This is a genomic window from Thermostichus sp. OS-CIW-30, from assembly GCF_054060215.1.
The window spans coordinates 1-19086 of sequence record NZ_JBSSCZ010000014.1 but is presented as its reverse complement, the minus strand read 5'-3'; the positions used below and the strand labels follow the sequence as shown (position 1 = coordinate 19086).

17 protein-coding genes and 1 pseudogene are annotated in these 19086 nt (G+C 59.0%); 9 read left to right on the top strand and 9 right to left on the bottom strand.

Annotated features, from left to right (window positions below; translation table 11 throughout):
- Positions 1 to 156 precede the first annotated feature (156 nt).
- Positions 157 to 1395 (top strand): phosphoglycerate kinase, encoded by a 1239-nt coding sequence (locus ACVWZF_RS07345; protein WP_457411194.1) that lies wholly within the window; start codon positions 157 to 159, stop codon positions 1393 to 1395.
- Positions 1396 to 1519: 124 nt separating this feature from the next.
- Here the strand turns inward: ACVWZF_RS07345 and ACVWZF_RS07340 are convergent, their stop codons facing one another.
- The 3 genes from ACVWZF_RS07340 to ACVWZF_RS07330 form a co-directional block, all read right to left on the bottom strand.
- Positions 1520 to 1870, bottom strand: a complete 351-nt coding sequence (locus ACVWZF_RS07340) for a DUF1257 domain-containing protein (protein WP_011433295.1) — start codon at positions 1868 to 1870, stop codon at positions 1520 to 1522.
- 124 nt (positions 1871 to 1994) lie between these two features.
- A complete protein-coding gene (gene ycf46, locus ACVWZF_RS07335) occupies positions 1995 to 3506 on the bottom strand; it encodes a stress-responsive protein Ycf46 (RefSeq protein ID WP_011433294.1) in 1512 nt (503 codons plus the stop codon).
- A gap of 198 nt (positions 3507 to 3704) precedes the next feature.
- Complete coding sequence (locus ACVWZF_RS07330) at positions 3705 to 4076, bottom strand: hypothetical protein (protein ID WP_041436554.1); 372 nt, start codon at positions 4074 to 4076, stop codon at positions 3705 to 3707.
- Between the two features lie 178 nt (positions 4077 to 4254).
- On the opposite strand from ACVWZF_RS07330, the gene ACVWZF_RS07325 reads away from it, so the two are divergent.
- Complete coding sequence (locus tag ACVWZF_RS07325; protein WP_041436551.1) at positions 4255 to 4461, top strand: hypothetical protein; 207 nt, start codon at positions 4255 to 4257, stop codon at positions 4459 to 4461.
- 21 nt (positions 4462 to 4482) lie between these two features.
- On the opposite strand, the gene ACVWZF_RS07320 is transcribed toward ACVWZF_RS07325, so the two are convergent.
- Positions 4483 to 6351, bottom strand: coding sequence for an ABC transporter ATP-binding protein (locus tag ACVWZF_RS07320; protein ID WP_011433292.1), 1869 nt, complete (start codon positions 6349 to 6351; stop codon positions 4483 to 4485).
- Positions 6352 to 6581: 230 nt separating this feature from the next.
- Between ACVWZF_RS07320 and ACVWZF_RS07315 the strand changes: the two genes are divergently transcribed.
- Positions 6582 to 7391: a hypothetical protein gene (locus ACVWZF_RS07315; protein WP_457411192.1), complete on the top strand. Its 810-nt coding sequence runs from the start codon at positions 6582 to 6584 to the stop codon at positions 7389 to 7391.
- Here the strand turns inward: ACVWZF_RS07315 and argB are convergent.
- The 3 genes from argB to ACVWZF_RS07300 form a co-directional block, all read right to left on the bottom strand.
- Entirely contained in the window at positions 7388 to 8326 is a 939-nt protein-coding gene (gene argB, locus ACVWZF_RS07310; protein ID WP_457411191.1) for an acetylglutamate kinase, read from the bottom strand. The genes ACVWZF_RS07315 and argB overlap by 4 nt on opposite strands.
- 154 nt (positions 8327 to 8480) lie before the next feature.
- On the bottom strand, positions 8481 to 9362 hold the full coding sequence (locus ACVWZF_RS07305) for a M56 family metallopeptidase (protein ID WP_457411189.1): 882 nt from the start codon (positions 9360 to 9362) through the stop codon (positions 8481 to 8483).
- Positions 9359 to 9793, bottom strand: coding sequence for a BlaI/MecI/CopY family transcriptional regulator (locus ACVWZF_RS07300; protein ID WP_011433287.1), 435 nt, complete (start codon positions 9791 to 9793; stop codon positions 9359 to 9361). Before ACVWZF_RS07300 ends, ACVWZF_RS07305 begins: the two co-directional genes overlap by 4 nt.
- A gap of 117 nt (positions 9794 to 9910) precedes the next feature.
- On the opposite strand from ACVWZF_RS07300, the gene miaB reads away from it, so the two are divergent.
- On the top strand, positions 9911 to 11245 hold the full coding sequence (gene miaB / locus ACVWZF_RS07295) for a tRNA (N6-isopentenyl adenosine(37)-C2)-methylthiotransferase MiaB (RefSeq protein ID WP_011433286.1): 1335 nt from the start codon (positions 9911 to 9913) through the stop codon (positions 11243 to 11245).
- Between the two features lie 286 nt (positions 11246 to 11531).
- On the opposite strand, the gene ACVWZF_RS07290 is transcribed toward miaB, so the two are convergent.
- Complete coding sequence (locus ACVWZF_RS07290) at positions 11532 to 11882, bottom strand: hypothetical protein (protein ID WP_011433285.1); 351 nt, start codon at positions 11880 to 11882, stop codon at positions 11532 to 11534.
- 234 nt (positions 11883 to 12116) lie between these two features.
- Between ACVWZF_RS07290 and gltX the strand changes: the two genes are divergently transcribed.
- The 3 genes from gltX to ACVWZF_RS07275 all read left to right on the top strand — a co-directional run bounded on the left by gltX (position 12117) and on the right by ACVWZF_RS07275 (position 15692).
- Positions 12117 to 13556, top strand: a complete 1440-nt coding sequence (gltX, locus tag ACVWZF_RS07285; RefSeq protein ID WP_414418525.1) for a glutamate--tRNA ligase — start codon at positions 12117 to 12119, stop codon at positions 13554 to 13556.
- A gap of 79 nt (positions 13557 to 13635) precedes the next feature.
- Positions 13636 to 14442: a GAF domain-containing sensor histidine kinase gene (locus ACVWZF_RS07280; protein WP_457395556.1), complete on the top strand. Its 807-nt coding sequence runs from the start codon at positions 13636 to 13638 to the stop codon at positions 14440 to 14442.
- Positions 14443 to 14609: 167 nt separating this feature from the next.
- Complete coding sequence (locus tag ACVWZF_RS07275; protein WP_041436546.1) at positions 14610 to 15692, top strand: isocitrate/isopropylmalate dehydrogenase family protein; 1083 nt, start codon at positions 14610 to 14612, stop codon at positions 15690 to 15692.
- A 57-nt stretch (positions 15693 to 15749) separates the two neighbouring features.
- Here the strand turns inward: ACVWZF_RS07275 and ACVWZF_RS07270 are convergent, their stop codons facing one another.
- Positions 15750 to 16676 (bottom strand): D-isomer specific 2-hydroxyacid dehydrogenase family protein, encoded by a 927-nt coding sequence (locus ACVWZF_RS07270; RefSeq protein ID WP_011433280.1) that lies wholly within the window; start codon positions 16674 to 16676, stop codon positions 15750 to 15752.
- A 330-nt stretch (positions 16677 to 17006) separates the two neighbouring features.
- On the opposite strand from ACVWZF_RS07270, the gene ACVWZF_RS07265 reads away from it, so the two are divergent.
- Together ACVWZF_RS07265 and ACVWZF_RS07260 are read left to right on the top strand one after the other, a co-directional pair.
- Positions 17007 to 18218 (top strand): phosphodiester glycosidase family protein, encoded by a 1212-nt coding sequence (locus ACVWZF_RS07265; RefSeq protein ID WP_457394324.1) that lies wholly within the window; start codon positions 17007 to 17009, stop codon positions 18216 to 18218.
- Between the two features lie 758 nt (positions 18219 to 18976).
- A pseudogene (locus ACVWZF_RS07260) lies at positions 18977 to 19086 on the top strand (IS5-like element ISSoc13 family transposase); the annotation flags it as partial.

Sequence of the window (19086 nt, the reverse complement as noted above, 5' to 3'; positions counted from 1 at the left end):
GCCGGGGCCAAGGGGCAGACGGAAGGCCGACCCAGCAAAAGCAGCGGAACAAGGGGATCCCGAAGCCCATCTGTCTCACTGCCGGGATCCCAATCGCTGGTAGGATACATACGGAAGAAAAAATAAAGATTTTCTGCAGTCCGGGGGAAAACAACGATGGCCAAACAAACACTGGGATCCCTGCTGTCATCTGGCTTTGATTTAAACGGCAAGCGCGTGCTGGTGCGCGCCGACTTCAACGTCCCGTTGGATCCCCAGGGCAACATCACCGACGACACCCGCATTCGCGCCTCCCTGCCCACCATCCAGGCCCTCACCCAGGCAGGCGCCAAAGTGATCCTCACCAGCCACCTGGGCCGCCCCGTCAAGAAGGACAAAGAGACAGGCGCGGTTAAGGTCGCCCGCGAGGGCAATAGCCTGGCCCCCGTAGCCACCCGTCTTTCTCAGTTGCTGGGCCAGCCGGTTGCCTTTGCCCCCGACTGCATCGGCCCTGAGGCCGAGGCGGTAGTGAACCGCCTGGAAAACGGCCAGGTGGCCCTGCTGGAAAACGTCCGCTTCTACCCAGAAGAGGAGGACAACGACCCGGAATTTGCCCGCAAGCTGGCCTCACTGGCCGACCTGTTCGTCAACGACGCCTTTGGCAGCGCCCACCGCGCCCACGCCTCCACTGCCGGCGTCACCGCCTATCTCCAGCCTGCTGTGGCCGGCTACCTGGTGGAAAGGGAGCTGCAATTCCTCTCCGGCGCCATTGAGGATCCCCGGCGGCCCTTGGCGGCCATCATCGGCGGCTCCAAAGTCTCCACTAAGATCGGCGTCATTGAGCGGCTCCTGGAAAAAGTGGACAAGCTCCTGCTGGGCGGCGGCATGATCTTTACCTTTTACCAAGCCCAAGGGATCCAAACCGGCAAGTCTTTGGTGGAAACCGACAAGCTGGATCTGGCCCGCTCCCTGATGGAAAAAGCCAAAGAGCGGGGGGTGGAGCTGCTGCTGCCGGTGGATGTGGTGGTAGCCGATAGGTTTGACAAAGATGCCCAGGCCCAGACCGTTTCCATCCACGCCATCCCCGAGGATTGGATGGGCTTGGACATCGGCCCGGAATCGATCAAAGCCTTCCAGGCTGCCCTGCAGGGGTGCCAAACCGTGGTCTGGAACGGGCCGATGGGCGTCTTTGAGTTTGACCGCTTTGCCGTGGGCACAGAAGCCATCGCCCGCACCCTGGCCGATCTCACTCAAGCGGGAGCCACCACCATCATCGGCGGGGGAGACTCGGTGGCTGCCGTGGAAAAAGTGGGCCTGGCCGACAAAATGACCCATATCTCCACCGGTGGCGGAGCCAGCCTGGAGCTATTGGAAGGGAAGGTGCTGCCCGGCATTGCCGCTCTCACGGAAGCCTAGGTTTCTCCTTTGGATCACAGCTCATCCAACACAAAAACCGAATCAACAAAGTAGGGGCTGAACCCAGCCCCTCTTAGCCTTAGTCGGTGTAGATCGCTGCAGCGATGGCGAGACAGGATCCGGCTTAGTGCACCACCACTTTAACGTTGGCGTTGTTCAGGCCAGGACGCTTCACCTCGGCCAAGGTCTTGTTGACGGCGTACTTTTGGTTGATGGAGTTGATCAACTCGGTTTGGTTGTGCTTCTTGGCCACGCCCCACAGATCGGCGATCAGGTCGTAGGAACCGTCGGGATTCTTCGACCAGCCCAGATCGTAGTCGCCTTCCAACTGAGCCACGATGTCAGCGCGAACACGCTGGCCGTTGTAGCCACGCACGTCGGCGTTCAGCTTAACGGTGTAGCCGAGATCGCGCAGAGAGTTGATCAGGACTTGACCGTCAGTGATTTTGGTACGCAGGGTGCTAAAATGAGACATGGTGTTTCTCTCCTTTGTATAGGGGTTGGAACATCGACACAAACAATGGGCACTGTTCTTTGGGGAAGGTTTGGGCCCTGCCGTCCCTGCTTCTGTCAAGGTAGCTTTGGATCCTCACCTCCTCCTAGAACTCCAGCCGCTGGTACTCGGCTACAGAGGCCGCTGCAGGCCGAGCCCGCTGCTGGGCCCATTCCCTCAACGCTACCACTTGCTCCGTCATGGTGCGAGATAGCGGTTGAGTTGCTTTCGTTGCTGCCAGAATGTCCAGCTGGGTAAACTCACGGTTCTGGGCAAACGCTTCGTACATGGCAGCAATCAAAACTTGTTCGATCTCCGCGCCGGAGAAGCCTTCACAGGCTGCGGCCAACTGGCGCAGATCAAAGCGGCTGATGTCGCGCCGCCGCTTCTTCAGGTGGATCCGAAAGATCTCGATGCGCTCGTTGATGTTGGGCAAGTCCACGAAGAAGATTTCGTCAAAACGGCCCTTGCGCAAGAATTCACCCGGCAGACGATCCACACGGTTGGCCGTGGCCATGACAAAAACCGGCGAGCGTTTCTCCTGCATCCAGGTCAGGAAGGAGCCAAAGATGCGGCTAGAGGTGCCCCCGTCAGAATCGCTGGAGCCTGCTGATCCAGCAAAGGCTTTGTCCAGCTCGTCGATGAAAAGGATGGCAGGGGCGAGAGATTCAGCAGTTCGCAGGGCACTGCGCAGATTCGCTTCCGATTTGCCCACCATGGAGCCATCATAAACGCGGCCCATGTCCAGACGCAGCAGGGGCAGGCCCCAGAGACGGGCAGTGGTCTTGGCGATCAGCGACTTACCGCAGCCAGGCACGCCCAGGATCAGCATACCCTTGGGTTGGGGCAGTCCATAGGCGCGGGCCCGCTCAGTGAAGGCCTCAGAACGTTGCAGCAGCCAGCGCTTCAGCTCTTCCAGACCGCCAACGGCGTCGATGGTCTCGTCCTCTTCGATAAACTCGAGAATGCCGTTGCGCCGGATCAGTTGCTTCTTCTCAGAGAGGATGATGTCTACTTCTGCCTCGGTGAGGCGACCATGCATCACCACAGCCTTGCGGTAGACTTTTTCTGCCTCGTCCTGCGTTAGGCCCAGGGCCGCCTTGAGCAACTTTTCGCGGGTATCAGGAGCCAAAGGCAGGGAGCGCGGGATCTGCTCCAGCTGGCGGTTGAGGGCGCGCTCCAATGTGGCCATGTCCGGCAGGGGGAAGTCCACTACGCAAATGTCTTTCTCCAGCTCGACCGGGATCACCTGCACCGGCGACATGAGCAGGATGGTTTTGTGGGATCCCTTCAGGCTGGCAATAGCATCCCGCAGCCAGCGCTTCACCTCGGTGTTGTCCAAGAAGTCATGTAGGTCTTTGAAGACGCAGATGGCGGGATCCTTTTGCTCCATTACCCACTGGATGGCGGGCTGGGGGGATTGGGTGTTGTGCTGGGTGAGGCTGCGGGGGTTGCCGTATTCGACGATGCCGTGGGTAACTGTCCAAATGAATAGGCGACGCTGAGGCTTAAGGGTGCGGGCAATTGCTGCCAGAGCCGCTTCTGCCCGTTCCTCCTCTGGAGTCAGCAGGTACAGCAGTGGGTATTGAGCTTGAATGAGGATGCTTAGCTCTTGCATGGGAAACACCAACTGCAGAGGGGAAATTTCAGGAGCCGCCAGAACGGTTGAAAAATGGGGTTCGAGTTGCCTAGGTATTGGATTGCACTTGGGAGTACGCCCTTGTTGGATGGATTTTGAGAGGATTTTAGAAGCCTTCTGTGTTGCTGTCTGCTCCTATCAGCTCAAGTTCCTGAAGGGGGCCCGCTTGGGAGCGTTCTAGCAGGGTACCAGAGCATCCTGCCGTTGCTCTTCCGAGCCAGCAGCCGATCCCCAGTATTCTGGCTCCACCTCTTCAAGGATGGCTTCGGCAGCCGATGTCTGGTGCAGGGAAACCACCTCTCCATCGCGGATAACAAATGGGTGACTACACTTGGGACATTGATGGACACGATAGGCGCTACCTTGTACCCCTTCAATGACCTCTGGGTGAAGCAGATAGAAGGTAATGGCCTTCTCTGCCACTGCCGACATCGGCTCCCGCTCCACGGCAGCCCGAATCTTCAGATTCCGGTGCAGCTCAGGTGAGAGATACAGGGTCACCTTCTGCTTGGACTCTGTGCCTTCCACTACCTCTGGCCGATGATTCATGGCTAACCGCTTTCTTTGAATTGCTTGCCAAACTTGGGGCCTATCATAGCCAGTCTGCCGGCTTGACGGCAAGTTTTTAACAATCTGTAACAAACAATTTTCTTGATGGCCCTCTGTGGATACCTGCGGCTGGGGGAGTAGGCTAGGTGGAAGACAAGGAGCGGAATGTCCAATCCCTATGGAACGCTTGATCAACACCCTCAGCAAAAATTTCTCTAGCTGGGGCCGCCGTGCCCTGGTGCAGGCCAGCGATGGTTTGGCCAGCTTGAGAGACACTGCCGTGGATAACGGCAATCTGTTACTCTGCAAGGCTCGCATCGCGTTCGCGGATGCCAGCTTCACCACCCTAAAGGCAATTCGGTCTCGCTTTGGCGCCAGTCGCTGACGGTTGGGCAGAAGCACCCTGCTAGCCGCCCAGATCTTGCAGCCGATAGAGGCTGGCATAGAGCCCGCTGAGGGCCATGAGCTCGGCATGGGATCCCTGCTCTTTGAGTTCCCCCCGCTGCAGAACCAAGATGCGATCCACATCGCGGATGGTGGAAAGGCGGTGGGCGATGATCAGGGCGGTGCGATCCCGCAGCAGGGTGTCTAGAGCGGATTGCAGGAGGGCTTCGGTGCCCACATCCAGGCTGGCGGTGGCTTCGTCCAAAACCAAGATTTTGGGATCCCGCCACATGGCCCGCACAAAGCTGATAAGCTGTTTCTGGCCGCTGGAGAGGTTGCTGCCCCGCTCTCGCACAGGGGTGGCGTAGCCTTGGGGCAAATTGCGGAGGAAGTCATGCAGGTTGAGTTGGCGGGCGACCTGCTCCACTGCCGCTAGATCTGCCTTCTCTCCTAGGGTGATGTTTTGCTGGATATCCCCGGAAAACAAAAATCCATCCTGCAGGATTACCCCTAGGTGGCGGTGCAGCTCAGCCTGGGGGAGATCCCGAATATCAACGCCGTCAATGCGAATAGATCCCTGGGTTACGTCGTAGAGACGGCAGAGCAAGCGAATGATGGAGCTTTTCCCGGCTCCCGTGGGCCCCACCAGGGCCACTTTTTCTCCGGGGCGGATGGTGAAGGTGAGGTCTTTGAGCACCCACTCCCCGGGGTTGTAGGCAAACCAGACGTGCTCGAACTGCACCTCTCCTCTGGCATTGGGGGGCAAGTGGCGGGGCTGAGCGGGATCCCGGATGGCGACCGGCAGGCTGAGGATGGCATCGATGCGCTCGACGGCGGTGAACCCCGCCTGCAGGGCGGTGAACTTTTCGGCCAACTGCCGCAGCGGGTTGAAAAACCGTTGCGAAAAGAGAATAAAGGCGTAGAGGCTGCCAAAGGTGAGGGGTTCCCTGGGCAGGGGCAGGGATCCCGTCCATCCCCCTCCAACTGAGCCCCTACCGGCTGACATCACCTGCTGCCCGCCCACCCAGAGCAAAGCCGCCACGGCCAGCCAAGACACCCACTCCAAAACGGCAGAAAGGGCAGAATCATAAAGGATGGTTTGATCCACTTCCCGGATGTAGCGGCGGTTCATGGTTTGAAAAATCTCGCTATTGAGCCGCTCCCGCCGAAACAGTTGCACCACGGTAATGCCCAAGATGTTCTCCTGGATCCAGGAGTTCAGCTTGGAGAGTTCTTCGCGCACGCGAAAGTTGGCATCCCGAAAGCGGCGCTGCAACTCGAGGACAACAGCGCTGATGGGCAGGACGATGAGGATTAGCAGCAAGCCCAGATCCCAGCGTTGGCTGAGCATGACCACCGCGATCACCCCCAGAGTAAACAGGTCGCTGACAATGCCGACGGCACCGGTGGAAAAGACATCCCCCAAGGCTTCCACGTCGCTGGTGATGCGGGTGATCAGCTTGCCCACCGGGGTGCGGTCGAAAAACTGAGCCGGCAAGGCCAGAATGTGGGCGAAGAGATCGTCGCGGATGTCGCGGGTCATCAACTGCCCCAGCTTTTGGCTGACATACCCTTCCAGGGCTTGGAAGAGCCAGCGAACCAGTACCGTTAGGATCAACAGCCCCACATAGGGCCAAAGGTCGGAGAGGATCCCGGCCTCACCCTGTTCCAGCGCTCGGGCAATGGGGCCATCCAGAGCCCGCTGCAGAATCAAGGGCTGCACCGCATCCGCTAAGGCCAAAGGGGGCAGAAAGGCCAAGGCCGCCAACACCAGCCTGAGGTGCCGACGGGCGTAGGGCCAGAGCAGCCGCAGCAGCCGCCAATCGCTTTCTCGCCGCGGGCGGGGATCCCTACTTAAATCGGTATCGGGGGGAGAGGCGGCAAGGCTCACAGGCTTACACCCGAGAACAACAAAGACAACTCATAGAGAGCACTGATCTACTCTAAGCGCTCTCCCTGAGGGAGAGGGAGTTTGGGATCCGCAAGGGTTTCCTCGCCATTGGGAATGGCTATAGCTGCACCCCTAATGGCTCTGGGACGGACGGAAAACTGGCCGCTTCAGGAGCTTCTGGCCGCTCGGTTCGGGCAGGCTGTAGGCAGCTTGATGAGGAGAAACCGGCAATGTCTTACTCAACCTCTTACTCCGTGTCTTACTCGAAAATCTTTTTCCCAGTTTGGGTGGCGGGGCTGCTGTTGTTGATTGGCGGTGGGATCCTGTTTGTCCTGCTGCGGGCTTTTGGGCTACCCATTGGGGAGCTGGCCGACTGGGCCATTGGGATCGCCAGCTTTTGGTGGCTGGTGGTGATCGTCACCCTTCCCTGGAACCTCTACTTTCAGGCCAAGGCCGTTCAGCAGGAGGCGGTTGTGTCTCAGGAACGAGGGATCCCGGTGGAAGATTCAACCTTGGCTTTCCTACAAAAGCTCAGCCGCTGGTCGTTGCGCGTGGCCATTGCCCTGCATGGGCTGTCGGCTCTAGCTTTCTATGGCTTGGCCGTTGGGCAAGTCACCCCCATTGGCTACCCCAGCGCCGTGGCTGCGGTGTTGTTAACGGCTCTGCGCCCGGCCATCCGGGGCTACGAGTATTTGGCCGACCGCTTGGCCCAGTTGCAAGGGCAAATCCGCATCCCTCGCGAAGATGCCCTCGAGCTGGCGGAACGACTAGAGCAGTTGCAGCGCCAAGTCGAGCAGTTGCAGGAGCAATGGGATCCCGGCAAGCCCGGTTCTTGGGCCCAACAGGAGGAAGAAACCCGGCGCTACCTGCGGCAGGAGCTGGCCGCGCTCAAAGCCCAACTGGAACAGTTCCGGGCCAGCAACGAGCTGGAGCACAGGCAATTGCGCCAGGAGACCCACCAAGCTGTGGCTCAGCTCAGTGTGGATAGCCAGTTTCTCGGCCATGTGCGGGAGATTCTTCGCTTTATCAAGGAAGCTTAGCGGGATCCGTTGTTCAGTCCTTCCAACTGGGCGGCAAATTGAGAAGGAACCAGCTTGGTGCCCACCCCGGCATCGGTCAGCAGCTCCAGCAATAGGGAATGAGGGGATCCCCCATCCAGAATGTGGGCTGCCCGTACCCCTTGTGCCAAGGCGCGAATGCAACACTGCACCTTCGGGATCATGCCGCCCTTGACGACACCGGCTTGGATCAACTGGCGAGCCGTCTCGATATCCAGCAACGTAATCAGAGAGCTGGGATCCTGGGGATCCCGGAGAATGCCAGGGGTGTCGGTGAGCAAAATCAGCTTTTCTGCCCCCAGAGAGGCCGCCAGTTCTCCCGCCACCGTATCGGCGTTGATGTTGTAGGCTTGGCCTGTCTCATCGGCAGCCACGCTGGAGATCACCGGAATCTGTCCACCTTCCAACAGGGTTTGCAGCAACTGGGGGTTGATGCTGCTCACTTCCCCAACAAAGCCGATCTCTGCCCGGCCCTGGGATCGCGCCTTGATCAAGTTGCCATCTCGCCCGCACAGCCCCACCGCCGATCCGCCGGCCAAGCTGATGAGCTGGACGATCTGCTTATTAACCTTGCCCACCAACACCATCTCCACTACTTCCATGGTGGCGGCATCGGTAACCCGCAAGCCATCCACAAACTTGAAGGGAATGTCCAGTTTTTGTAGCCAACTGTTGATCTCCGGCCCCCCCCCATGCACCAACACCGGGCGGATCCCCACACAGGCCAGAAAGACGATGTCTCGGAGCACCTCGGCCCGTCGCTCTTGGTGCACCATGGCTGCGCCGCCGTATTTGATGACAATAACACGGCCCTGGTACTGCTGAATGTAGGGTAAAGCCTCGATGAGGATCTGCGCCCGCGTAAGGGGATCACACGCCGACCCGGTCGCCTCAGAAAGGGAAGAGTTGGTTTGCACCGCCGTAAGTCCCTAGAAGTTCAGAAAACCTGACCTAGAGTATCCCATTCTGCTTGCAAAGCAGATCTCAGGCTTTGGGCGTCAACTGGTAGTTTTTTTTCAAGCTCGCTTCCCCAACCCAAGGACAATTTGGTTGAGGAATCGCCGTCAATCTTCAGGTATGGAACGGGATCGCCAGCAAAGGCAACAGGGCCAACCCCAACCAGGCCCAACCCCGAATGGAAGAAGAATGGGGTAGGGGATCGACGGGCCCTGACTCTGCCTGCTGCAGCAGGGCATCGATACGCTCCTGCAGCCGTTGCCCTGAGTCTGAACTCACGGCCATTGCAAAGCCAACCCAGGCCGCCGCCGGTTGCTCCACCACGCCATAGCCCACCACCTGCAGCAGGGCCTCTCCCAACAGCAAGGGATCCACCCGTTGGGCCGCCCAGCGATCCGCCCGCAGTTCCCGCAGAGTGAGCAATTCCTGCCAGAGGGCCTCGGTGTTGGGCAGCCAGCCGGTGAGGCGTCGCAGCCAGCCCACCCCAAACATCCACAGGGTGTCGCGGTAGTGGCGATGGGCTTCTTCGTGAGCGATTACAGCCCGCAAGTGCTCATCATCCAACTGCTCCAGCAGGCCGCGGCTGACCACCAACTGGGCATTCCACACCCCCACTTGAGCAGCAAAAGGAATCTCCAAATCCAGCACGTAGGCCGGAGAGCCATGCAAATCCACCTGGGCCAGAGCTTGCAGATGGGCACGTCGATAGGAGCGCCAGTATTCCCAAATCCAGTGCAAGGCCACGCCGCCGGCCACGGCCAGCAACAGCAGGGCACAGCCGTAGCAGAACCAGCCCCCCACCCCGGCCATTTGTCCCCACGGCCCCATCCAGGCCAAGGCCAGAGCAGTGGTCAGCAACAGCAGCGGGGGCAGCAAGAAGTGGATCCAAGCCCGCTGCCAACGTCGGCCCCATCCCCCACTCCTGTCCAGGCGCACCTGGGCTCGCCACAGCCAACTGAGGCCCAAGCCCAGCAATAACATGCCCAAGTGGCTCATCGCGGATCCCTCCTGGCTTGACGGGCTGCCCGCAGCCGTTCGGCAATCGCCTGCAACTGGGACACACTGGCCTGATCCAGGCTATCGGCAAAGGCTGCCACCGTATCGGGATCCCCTACAGCCAAAAACTGCTGCAGGTGGGTGAAGGCCCTGAGGCTGGCCGCTTCCTGACGCGAAAGACGAGGCCGCCACAGCATGGGCAGATTCCGCCCTTGGGGATCGGTGCGGCGCTCACAGCTCACCCAGCCCTTCTGGCTTAAGCGCTGCAAAACTGTAGTCACAGAGGCATAGGCCAGCTCCCGATCCGGATCGGCCAAGATGCGCTCGTGGATTTGACGGGTGCTGGCACTGCCCAGATCCCAGAGGATGTCCAAGATTTCCGACTCCAGAGGGCCCAGCGACAGTTGCTTGGGACGATGCTTGGGCAACATGAGCCTTTGCCGGTGTAGGAACTTTTATCTAGACTAACCGTTGCAGTCTCAAACCCCTCAGCCATTTTAAGGATCCGCTAAGCTCGAAGATGGTGGTTCTTTGTGCTGTTACTTCCCATGGCTGCTCCCACCTATTACACCATCACCTTCGGCTGCCAAATGAACCGCGCCGATACCGAGCGCATGGCCGGGATCCTGGAGTCCCTGGGGTATGTGGCCACCGAAGATGAGTTGCAGGCGGACTTAGTTCTCTACAACACCTGCACCATCCGCGACAATGCTGAGCAAAAGGTCTATTCCTACCTGGGCATCCAGGCGCAGCGCAAGCGCAAAAACCCGGCCATCAAGCTCATTGTGGCCGGCTGTGTGGCCCAGCAGGAAGGGGAAAAATTGTTGCGCCGCGTCCCTGAGCTGGATCTGGTCATGGGCCCCCAGTACGTGAACCGCCTTGGGGATTTGCTGGCGCAGGTGGAAGCCGGAAACCAGGTGGTGGCCACCGATCCGGTTGAGATCCCAGAAGACATCACCAAGCCCCGTCGCGACAGCCAGGTCACTGCTTGGATCAACGTTATCTACGGTTGCAACGAGCGCTGCACCTACTGCATCGTGCCGCGGGTGCGAGGGCAAGAGCAGTCCCGCCAGCCCCAGGCCATCCGCGCCGAAATCGAAGACGTGGCCAGAGCAGGCTATCGAGAGGTGACGTTGCTGGGGCAGAACATCGATGCCTACGGACGGGATCTGGATCCCAAAACCAACCTGGCCAGCTTGTTGCGCTTCGTCCATTCGGTGGAAGGTATTGAACGGATCCGCTTTGCCACCAGCCACCCGCGCTACTTTACCGAGGAGCTGATCACCACCTGCGCCGAGCTGCCCAAAGTCTGCGAGCACTTCCACATTCCCTTCCAGGCGGGCAGCAACGAAGTGCTCAAGCGGATGCGGCGCGGCTACACCCACGAGCGCTATCGCCAGATTATCCAGCTCATCCGCCAATACATGCCCGAAGCCGCCATCAGCGCCGATGCCATTGTCGGCTTCCCGGGAGAGACCGAAGCTCAGTTCCAAGAAACCCTGCAACTGGTGCAGGACATTGGCTTTGACCAAGTGAACACTGCTGCCTACTCCCCCCGTCCCGGCACCCCTGCCGCCGAGTGGCCCGACCAGGTGCCTGAAGAGGAAAAAAGCGACCGCCTGCAACGGCTGAACCGACTGGTGGCCGAGGTGGCCGCCGCCCGCAGCGCCCGACTCTTAGGCCAGGTGCAAGAGGTGCTGGTGGAAGGCCCCAACCCGAAAAACCCCCGCCAGGCGATGGGGCGTACCCGCGGCAATCGCTTGGTGTTCTTTGAAGGGGATCCGGAGGAACTGCAGGGATCCCTGGTGCCGGTGCGCATTACCGCCACGCGAGCTTTTTCGCTGACCGGAGAGGCAGTTACCGTCCGCGCGAGCGGGCCATAGGATGAAGGCTCTCACAAACACAACTTTCCCCAGTTCCCTCTTGTCCGATTGCGCCGGCGGAGCGCCTCTCCAGGGAGCTGTTTCGCTGAGAAAAACCATGCCCTCCTGGGTGAACAGCTTTAAGGCAACCGCCAGGCAGTCACTGCCCTTTCCGCCACGCCGACCAGGGCACAACCACCGCCCTAGCTAGCTTTCTTCCGCGCAGCAGTAGAACGGAGCTTCATACACAACGTTTTGGCAACAGCAACAGGCCGGCGCTGGAACAGGCCCCGAATACCTGCCCTGCCTAGCGCAAGATTTCAAAATCCAAAACGGGCTCTGTCTGGGTCACGCGGTAGTACCCGGCCTGGGTACGAACCGAAGCCTGATAGGGACTGGGCAAATCTAGCGAGCGCAGGGGTGGGATGTTGGTGCGTTGGTTCAGCAGCGTGGTGAAGAAGGCGGTGGTCTGCCGGGCCTGGGAGCGCACCACCTCCTCAGGGAAAATGACCGGATCCACATTCCTGCCTGTATCCAACAGGATCCTATCCAGGGCATCTCCCACCGGATAGGAAGGATAGGCAATTTGGGCCAAGGCGGATCCAATCGGGATCCCGGCGGACAGACAACCCAGAAGAATGGCCAAAGTCAGACGCATGTGCTGGGATTCCTCCTGCGCTACAGCTTTTCCTCAACACCGGAAAAAAGCGGGGTTTGAACGTTGCTCATTGACTTGGATCCCCATGAAGCCTACCTTTTGACCGGCAGCTAAGGCGGATTCTACTCGAAATGCCTCGATTGGCAACCGCCTGCAACCCAATGGAGGGCCAACATGACAAAGGATCTCGCCGCCGACTAGGATCGGGATACTCTGCTTGGGATCCTTAGACCTGTGAGTGTTTGTGTTCGCATTGCCCCCAGTCCAACTGGAAATCTGCACATCGGCACCGCCCGGACGGCAGTGTTCAACTGGCTGTATGCCCGTCGCCACGGTGGCCGGTTCATTTTGCGCATTGAGGACACCGACCGCGACCGCTCTTTGCCCCGCTACACCCGCAACATTTTGGCGGGCCTGGCCTGGTTGGGCCTAGACTGGGACGAAGGGCCGGTCTACCAGTCCAAGCGCATCGAGCGCTACCAAGCAGTGGTGCAGCAGCTTCTAGATCAAGGGCTGGCCTACCGCTGCTACGTCAGCGAGGCAGAGCTGGAGGAGATGCGCGCTGCCCAGAAGGCTGCCGGCAAAGCCCCCCGCTACGACAACCGCCACCGCTTTCTCACCGAAGCCCAGCGACGAGCCTACGAAGCCGAGGGGCGGCAGCCAGTGATCCGCTTCAAAATCGAGGAGCCCCTAGAGGTGTCTTGGGTGGATCTCATCCGCGGCCCCATTACCTGGAACACCCAGGATTTGGGAGGAGACATGGTCATTGCCCGAGCGGATGGCTACCCTCTCTACAACTTGGCGGTGGTGGTGGATGACATCGACATGGGCATCACCCATGTGATTCGCGGCGAAGATCACATCGGCAATACCCCCAAGCAGATTTTGCTCTACCGTGCTCTTGGCCACGAACCTCCCCAGTTTGCCCATTCTCCGCTAATCCTGAACCCGGAGGGGAAAAAGCTCTCCAAACGGGATGGGGCAACTTCGGTAGCAGAGTTCCAGCAACTGGGCTTTTTGCCGGAAGCTCTCAAGAACTATTTGGCTTTGCTCAGTTGGTCGCCCCCGGATGGGGAAGAGCTTTTCTCTTTGGAAAAGGCGGCTGCGCTGTTCGACTTTGACCGGGTTAACCGTGCGGCTGCCCGCTTTGACTGGGACAAGCTCAACTGGATCAACAGCCAGTACATCAAGCGGCTTTCTCCGCCAGAACTGGTAGAACGGCTCACCCCCTTTTGGCAGGCGGCAGGGTTTGACCTTTCCGAGGTGCCGGATCCCACCTGGTTAGAAGATGTGGCCCGCCTGATTGCCGATGGCATCGACCGCCTGGCAGAAGCTCCTCCGCTCAGCCGCTTTTTGTTTCAGGAGCCCCTCAGCTACACGTTGCCAGCTCTGGAACAGTTGCGCCTGCCTGGGGTGGCAGAGGCTATGGCTGCTATGGCTGCCACGCTGGCTGCTGCCGAGCTGCCCCAGGTTTCGGCGGACAGCTTAAAACCGCTGGTGGATCAGGTGGCCAAGGGCCAGAACATGAAAAAGGGCCTGCTGATGAAGAGTTTGCGGGCCGCCCTGACAGGGGATCTGCAGGGGCCGGATTTGCTGGAATCTTTTGCCCTTCTCCAGCGGCGGGGCTGGGCTTTGGGGCGGTTAGAGGCTGTGCAGAAGTTGGTTCCTTGTTGATGGAAGCCCATCTCTTGCTGTCATGCCTTCGGTTGCCTCTGTTGAAAGTGCTCCGCACCGCTGCCGCAATCGGGATCCCATGCTGTCACGCCAGCTACAGGCTGCAAACCAAATTGTCCAAGAACTGGTGCTGCTCTCTTCTCAGTTATCTTCCCCATCCTCTTCGGACTCTGTAGAGATGGGGGAGCTGGAGCAGTGTGTGCTCAAGCTGGCCCAGACCTTGGTACGGCAGATGGTGGATCGTCTGGGTGCAGCCTCAGCTCGCCTTTGGTTTTTCGACCCGCAGGAAGGATGTTTTCAGTCGGTGGCCCATGCCGGCCTGCTCAGTCCTGCTCACGACCAAATTCAGCGGATCTACCCTGACGACAGCCCTTTGGGACGGGTGGCCCAGGAGGGGCTGCCGCTTTTGAGCAACAATCCCGCCCAAGAAGCCTGGATGCCCGCCCCGGAGTGGGTGAAGGCCAATGGCTTGCGAGGCTTTGTTGCCTACCCGATTAACCGGGGGGAGGAGCGGCTGGGGGCTTTGGCTCTGCTGAGCCGGACACCTCTGGAAGCCAGCTTTCTGATTGTCAAACACGCGGGGGCACGGCGCATCGATCTCATCATTCAGCCCAAGGTTCAACAGGACGCCGGTTCCTCTATCAACCCTCAGGCTCCCTACACCCACTTGGAGCTGAAGATCATCGACGATGGCTGCGGTATGCCGGCGTCCAAGAGTGGGGTGGATCCCGCCCAGCCGTCTGGCCATGGACACGGGTTGCTCAACATGCGCTACCGAGCCGAGTTGATCGGGGCAAGCATTGCTTGGCGTAATCGCCGCTTTGGCAGTGGCACAGTTGTAGAGCTGCGAGTCCCTCTGCCGCCGAGTCCCCGATCTTGCGGCTAGCCCCCCCTTTTCTGAGGTAGCAGACGCAGCATTTTCAGTCTCAACCTGTTCTATAGTCATTTAAGCTCAAGGGTTCCCGGTTCTCTAACCTGTCTGGTGGAGGGATCCTCTCACGCCGGCAGGACGGAGTTTTTGCGCTGTCGTTAACACTGCGAGGAGAAGCATCTGTGGCCTATCGTGTGACTTTGATCCCTGGGGATGGCATCGGCCCGGAAGTGGCCAAGGCGATGACCACGGTCTTGGAGGCTACCGGGGTTGGGTTGGAATGGATCCCGGTAGAGGCAGGGGTGGAGGTGATCGAGAAATACGGCACCCCCTTGCCGCCCCAGGTGTTGGAGTCCATTCGGGAAACCAAAGTGGCGATCAAAGGGCCGATTGGCACTCCCGTAGGTACTGGCTTTCGTTCGGTCAACGTAGCCATTCGCAAGGAGCTGGATCTCTACGCCAATCTGCGCCCGGCCAAATCCATGCTCGGTGTCAAAAGCCCTTTTCAAGACATCGACCTAGTGGTGGTGCGGGAAAATACCGAAGATCTCTATGCCGGGATCGAGTTTGAACGGGGCACGCCGGAAGCCATCCAGGCGCGGGAGGAAATGATGCGCCTTTCCGGCAAACCCATCCGCGAGGGATCCGCCATCGGCATCAAGCCCATTTCGGACTTCGGCAGCCGCCGCATTGTCAAATTTGCCTTTGAGTACGCCCGCCAGAATGGCCGCAAGAAGGTGACGGCAGTTCACAAAGCCAACATCATGAAGTTCACCGATGGCTTGTTTTTGCAGGTGGCGCGGGAGGTGGCCCAGGAGTACCCCGACATCGAGTTTGAAGATCGCATCGTGGACAACATGTGCATGCAACTGATGCAAAAGCCGCAGCTCTACGATGTGCTGGTGCTCACCAACCTCTATGGGGACATCATTTCCGACTTGTGCGCGGGGATGATCGGCGGGCTGGGGGTGGCGCCGGGGGCCAACATCGGCAACGGCATTGCGGTTTTTGAGGCCATTCACGGCTCTGCTCCCAAGTACGCTGGCCAAAACAAAGTCAACCCCTGCGCTCTGATCCTCTCCGGGGCGATGATGCTGCGCTACCTGGGAGAGCGGGAGGCTGCCGCAAGGGTGGAGGCGGCGGTGCAGGCGGTGATCGCCGAGGGCAAGCAGGTCACCTATGACCTGGCCACAGGGGATCCCGTCGGCACTCAGGAAATGGCCAAGGCCATTGCTGCCCGCGTGCAGGAGATGGCTTTGCAGTAGGGTTTGGCGCCAAATGTTTCTGATCCCAGGCTCCCCAAGGGAGGGGGGCTAGAGGACTCAATACCCCAAAACCGGATCCACCACCCCTAGCAAGGGATCCCCGGTCCGGAAGCGCTGCACATTTTCTCGCACCCGCTTAGAGAGGGCTGGGACAATCATGGCATCGGTAAGAGCAGTGTGGGGGGTAATCAGGCAGTTGGGCAAGCTCCAGAGGGGATGCCCATCCGGTAGGGGCTCGGGATCCGTGACATCCAAGGCGGCCCCGCGAATGACCCCCTGCTGCAGGGCGGCCACCAAGTCGGAGGTCACGATGTGCTTGCCTCGCGCCACATTCACCAACCAACACTGGGATCCCATCTGCTCCAACTCAGCTTGGGCGATGATCCCCTCGGTTTCCGGCGTGAGGGCCAAAGCCAGGATCACCACATCTGCCCCTGCCAACACCGTTTGCCGTTCCGCGAGCGTCACCACCCGTGTGGCACCCGGCAAGGGATCCGCCTTGCGACGCACCACGTCGACGGAGCATTGAAAAGGCTGCAACAGCTTGATCAACTCTTGGGCGATGCCCCCGGCCCCGAAAATGACCACACGGCTACCCCAGAGGCTGGTACCGGAGCCCTCCTGCCAAGTTTGGGCCAAGGCGCGGATCTTCAAGTCGCGCAAGCCGGCCAAGGTCAAGGCCAAGGCATGTTCCGCCACCGGTTGAGCATAGACCCCCTTGCCACAAGTCCACACATAAGCGGGATCCAAGACTCCCGCCCGAACAAAGGGTTCCACCCCTGCCCAGGGCAGCTGCACCCAGCGGATCCCTTTCCCTTCCGCCAGACAACGCTTCAGGCCAGGCACATCAAAGGCATCAGCCCAGACCAAGGCTTCTGCTTCTGCCAGGGGCACAATTTCGCCGCCCCCCGCCAAAACAGCCTCTTTGAGCCAGGGGCGAAGATGGCCGGGTTCGACGGCAATGCGTTTGCCTTGGATGCCCATAGGAACCGTTGGATAAGGCTTTCCCCTTGCCAGGATACTGTCGGCAGAGCGAGAGATGGCATGCACGGGCAGCCAAACCGGTGTCGAGTGTTAAGGGATCCCAAAGGGAGCCTGGAGCACCCTTCTGGGATCGCTAGGGTGGAAGCCGGAGCTGTTGTGTTGGTTAAATCTCCAGTAGGTGGCATTCCCCGATGACCCTTTCCGAACTGCTGATCTTGGTGACGCTGCTCTTTCCAGGGATCCTGTTGTCGCTCATTGTGATGGGAACCTTTGCCGCAGGGGGATAATCATCTCCCAATGACAATGGTGAAGCCCTAAAGACGTGAAGACATGTCCAAAACCAAGCTGAGCGCCTGGGTCATGGGCTGGGGGTTAGCCTGCACTGCTGCTCTCTTTTTGCCCAGCGTGGCTGCTCAAGCTCAGGTGACCCTCGGTGTGCAGCCGGTGCGGGTGGTGCAAGGGATCCCTTTGTACCAGAAGGAGGTTTGGGTTGGAGACAATCGGATCCCAGTTTCCATCGTGGTGGTTTCTCTCGCAGCCGGCCAACTGCGGCCCATCTGGGCTGCACGCGCGGGGCTGGTGGGTTTGGGGGAGCTGTCTTCCTTTGGCCCTGAACAGGGGGCAGTGGCCGCCATTAACGGTGGGTTTTTCAACCGCAACACCCGTCAGCCGCTGGGGGCAATTCGTCGGGATGGCCGCTGGATCTCCAGCCCCATTTTGGGTCGTGGGGTCATCGCTTGGTCGGATGGGACGGCAGGGCAAGAAGGGGGATCCGTGCGCTTTGCCCGTCTGCAGATGCAAGCAGAGCTGCGCAATGCCATTGGGGATCAAATCCCAGTGGTGGGCATCAATACAGGCTATATCCTGCCCGGCATCTCCCAGTTCACCCCCGACTGGGGATCCACCTACACCACCCAAACGGACGACGAAATGCTCGTGATGGTGCGGCAGGATCAGGTGCAAGAAATTCTGGTGGCGGGCCTGGCCGGCAGTTTGACGGTACAGATTCCCAGTGAGGGGTATGTATTGGCAGGGCGGGGGCTAGAAGGTGCCCTAGAAGCCCGCAAGCTGGTTCCCGGGGATCGCCTCAGCCTTCATCTGCGCTTGGATCCGCCCGAGCTGGAGGCCTATCCCCACATCCTAGGGGCAGGGCCGCTCTTGCTCTTGGATGGGCAGGTGGTTTTGGATGCCCGATTGGAGGGATTTCAGCCTCTCTTTCGCAGGCAGCGAGCCGCCCGCAGTGCCATCGGCCAACTGGACAGCGGACATTTGCTGCTGGTGACCGCCGGCAATGCCCAGGAAAATCAAGGGCTCACCCTGCTGGAGATGGCACAGTTGATGCAGCAATTGGGCTGTCGCCATGCCTTGAACTTGGATGGGGGCAATGCTTCCACCTTGGTGCTGGGGGGAGAGGCCGTCAATTTGGAACACCGACACCCAGAAGCCAGCCCACCCAACAGTGAGACGGATCCCAGTCCCTCCCGGCGGCGTACACCCCGAGTTCACAATGGCCTAGGGTTTTTCCCAAGCCCAAGTCGGTGACAGAAAACTTTTGTGCCGGCGGGATAGAGTCTTTTCCCTTTGATCCAGGGATCGAGGGTGGGATCCCCGAACTTTCTGGCTGATTGGAGGAGGGGGCAGGTATTCTCCAGGATTGGATCTACCTTCTCAAGAAAAAGATCTCTCCCCCCGCCAGAGGAAGGACTCGGCTTTGATTGCGCAATGGGATCCCGGCAATCTCAGCACCCAAAGCCCCAGAGCTTTTTCAGGTCAATTTTAAGTGGGATCCAAACTGAACGCCCAATGCTCATTTCTCATAACAGAAATAGAGATTAAATTAAGTAGAAAACATTGGCCTTGAGACCGGTAAGAAAAATGATCAAAGAGGCGATCTCTTGAAGAAGACGACCTCAGAGTATAAAAGGCACGCAATTCTTTACGCTTCTGCTAAATCAGATGCTGGTTTTCAAAAAAGTATTGTCAATAATCCATTTTTTGACGAAGATGATTGACGAATTTATATTTCTTCACTCTCGAGGTTAGAAATTAACTCCTTGGACTTTTGGTTACAATTCCCTCTACTACGAATGTTCGCTAATGTGTAGGCCTACCCGGCTCCCGACCAAATGTATAGTTATTTTAAAAATGACTATCTCTCCTGGTGGACAAGGCTTTTGGGGCAGGTTGACCCTTGCTCCTCTCTCGTGGGTGGGCTGCTGGTACTGGCATTCCTGTTTGTGAGAGTTAGGTCGTGTTGATCTTATGTTAGGATAGAGAGAATAATTTATAGAGGAAAGAGGATGAAGTTGGTTTTTTTAGATGAAAACAAATGGCAGAAGATATTGGCTTTTTTACAGACAGAAGAGAGAGTTAACATTGGGAAAGAAGCAAACTGCAAACAGTTTATTGA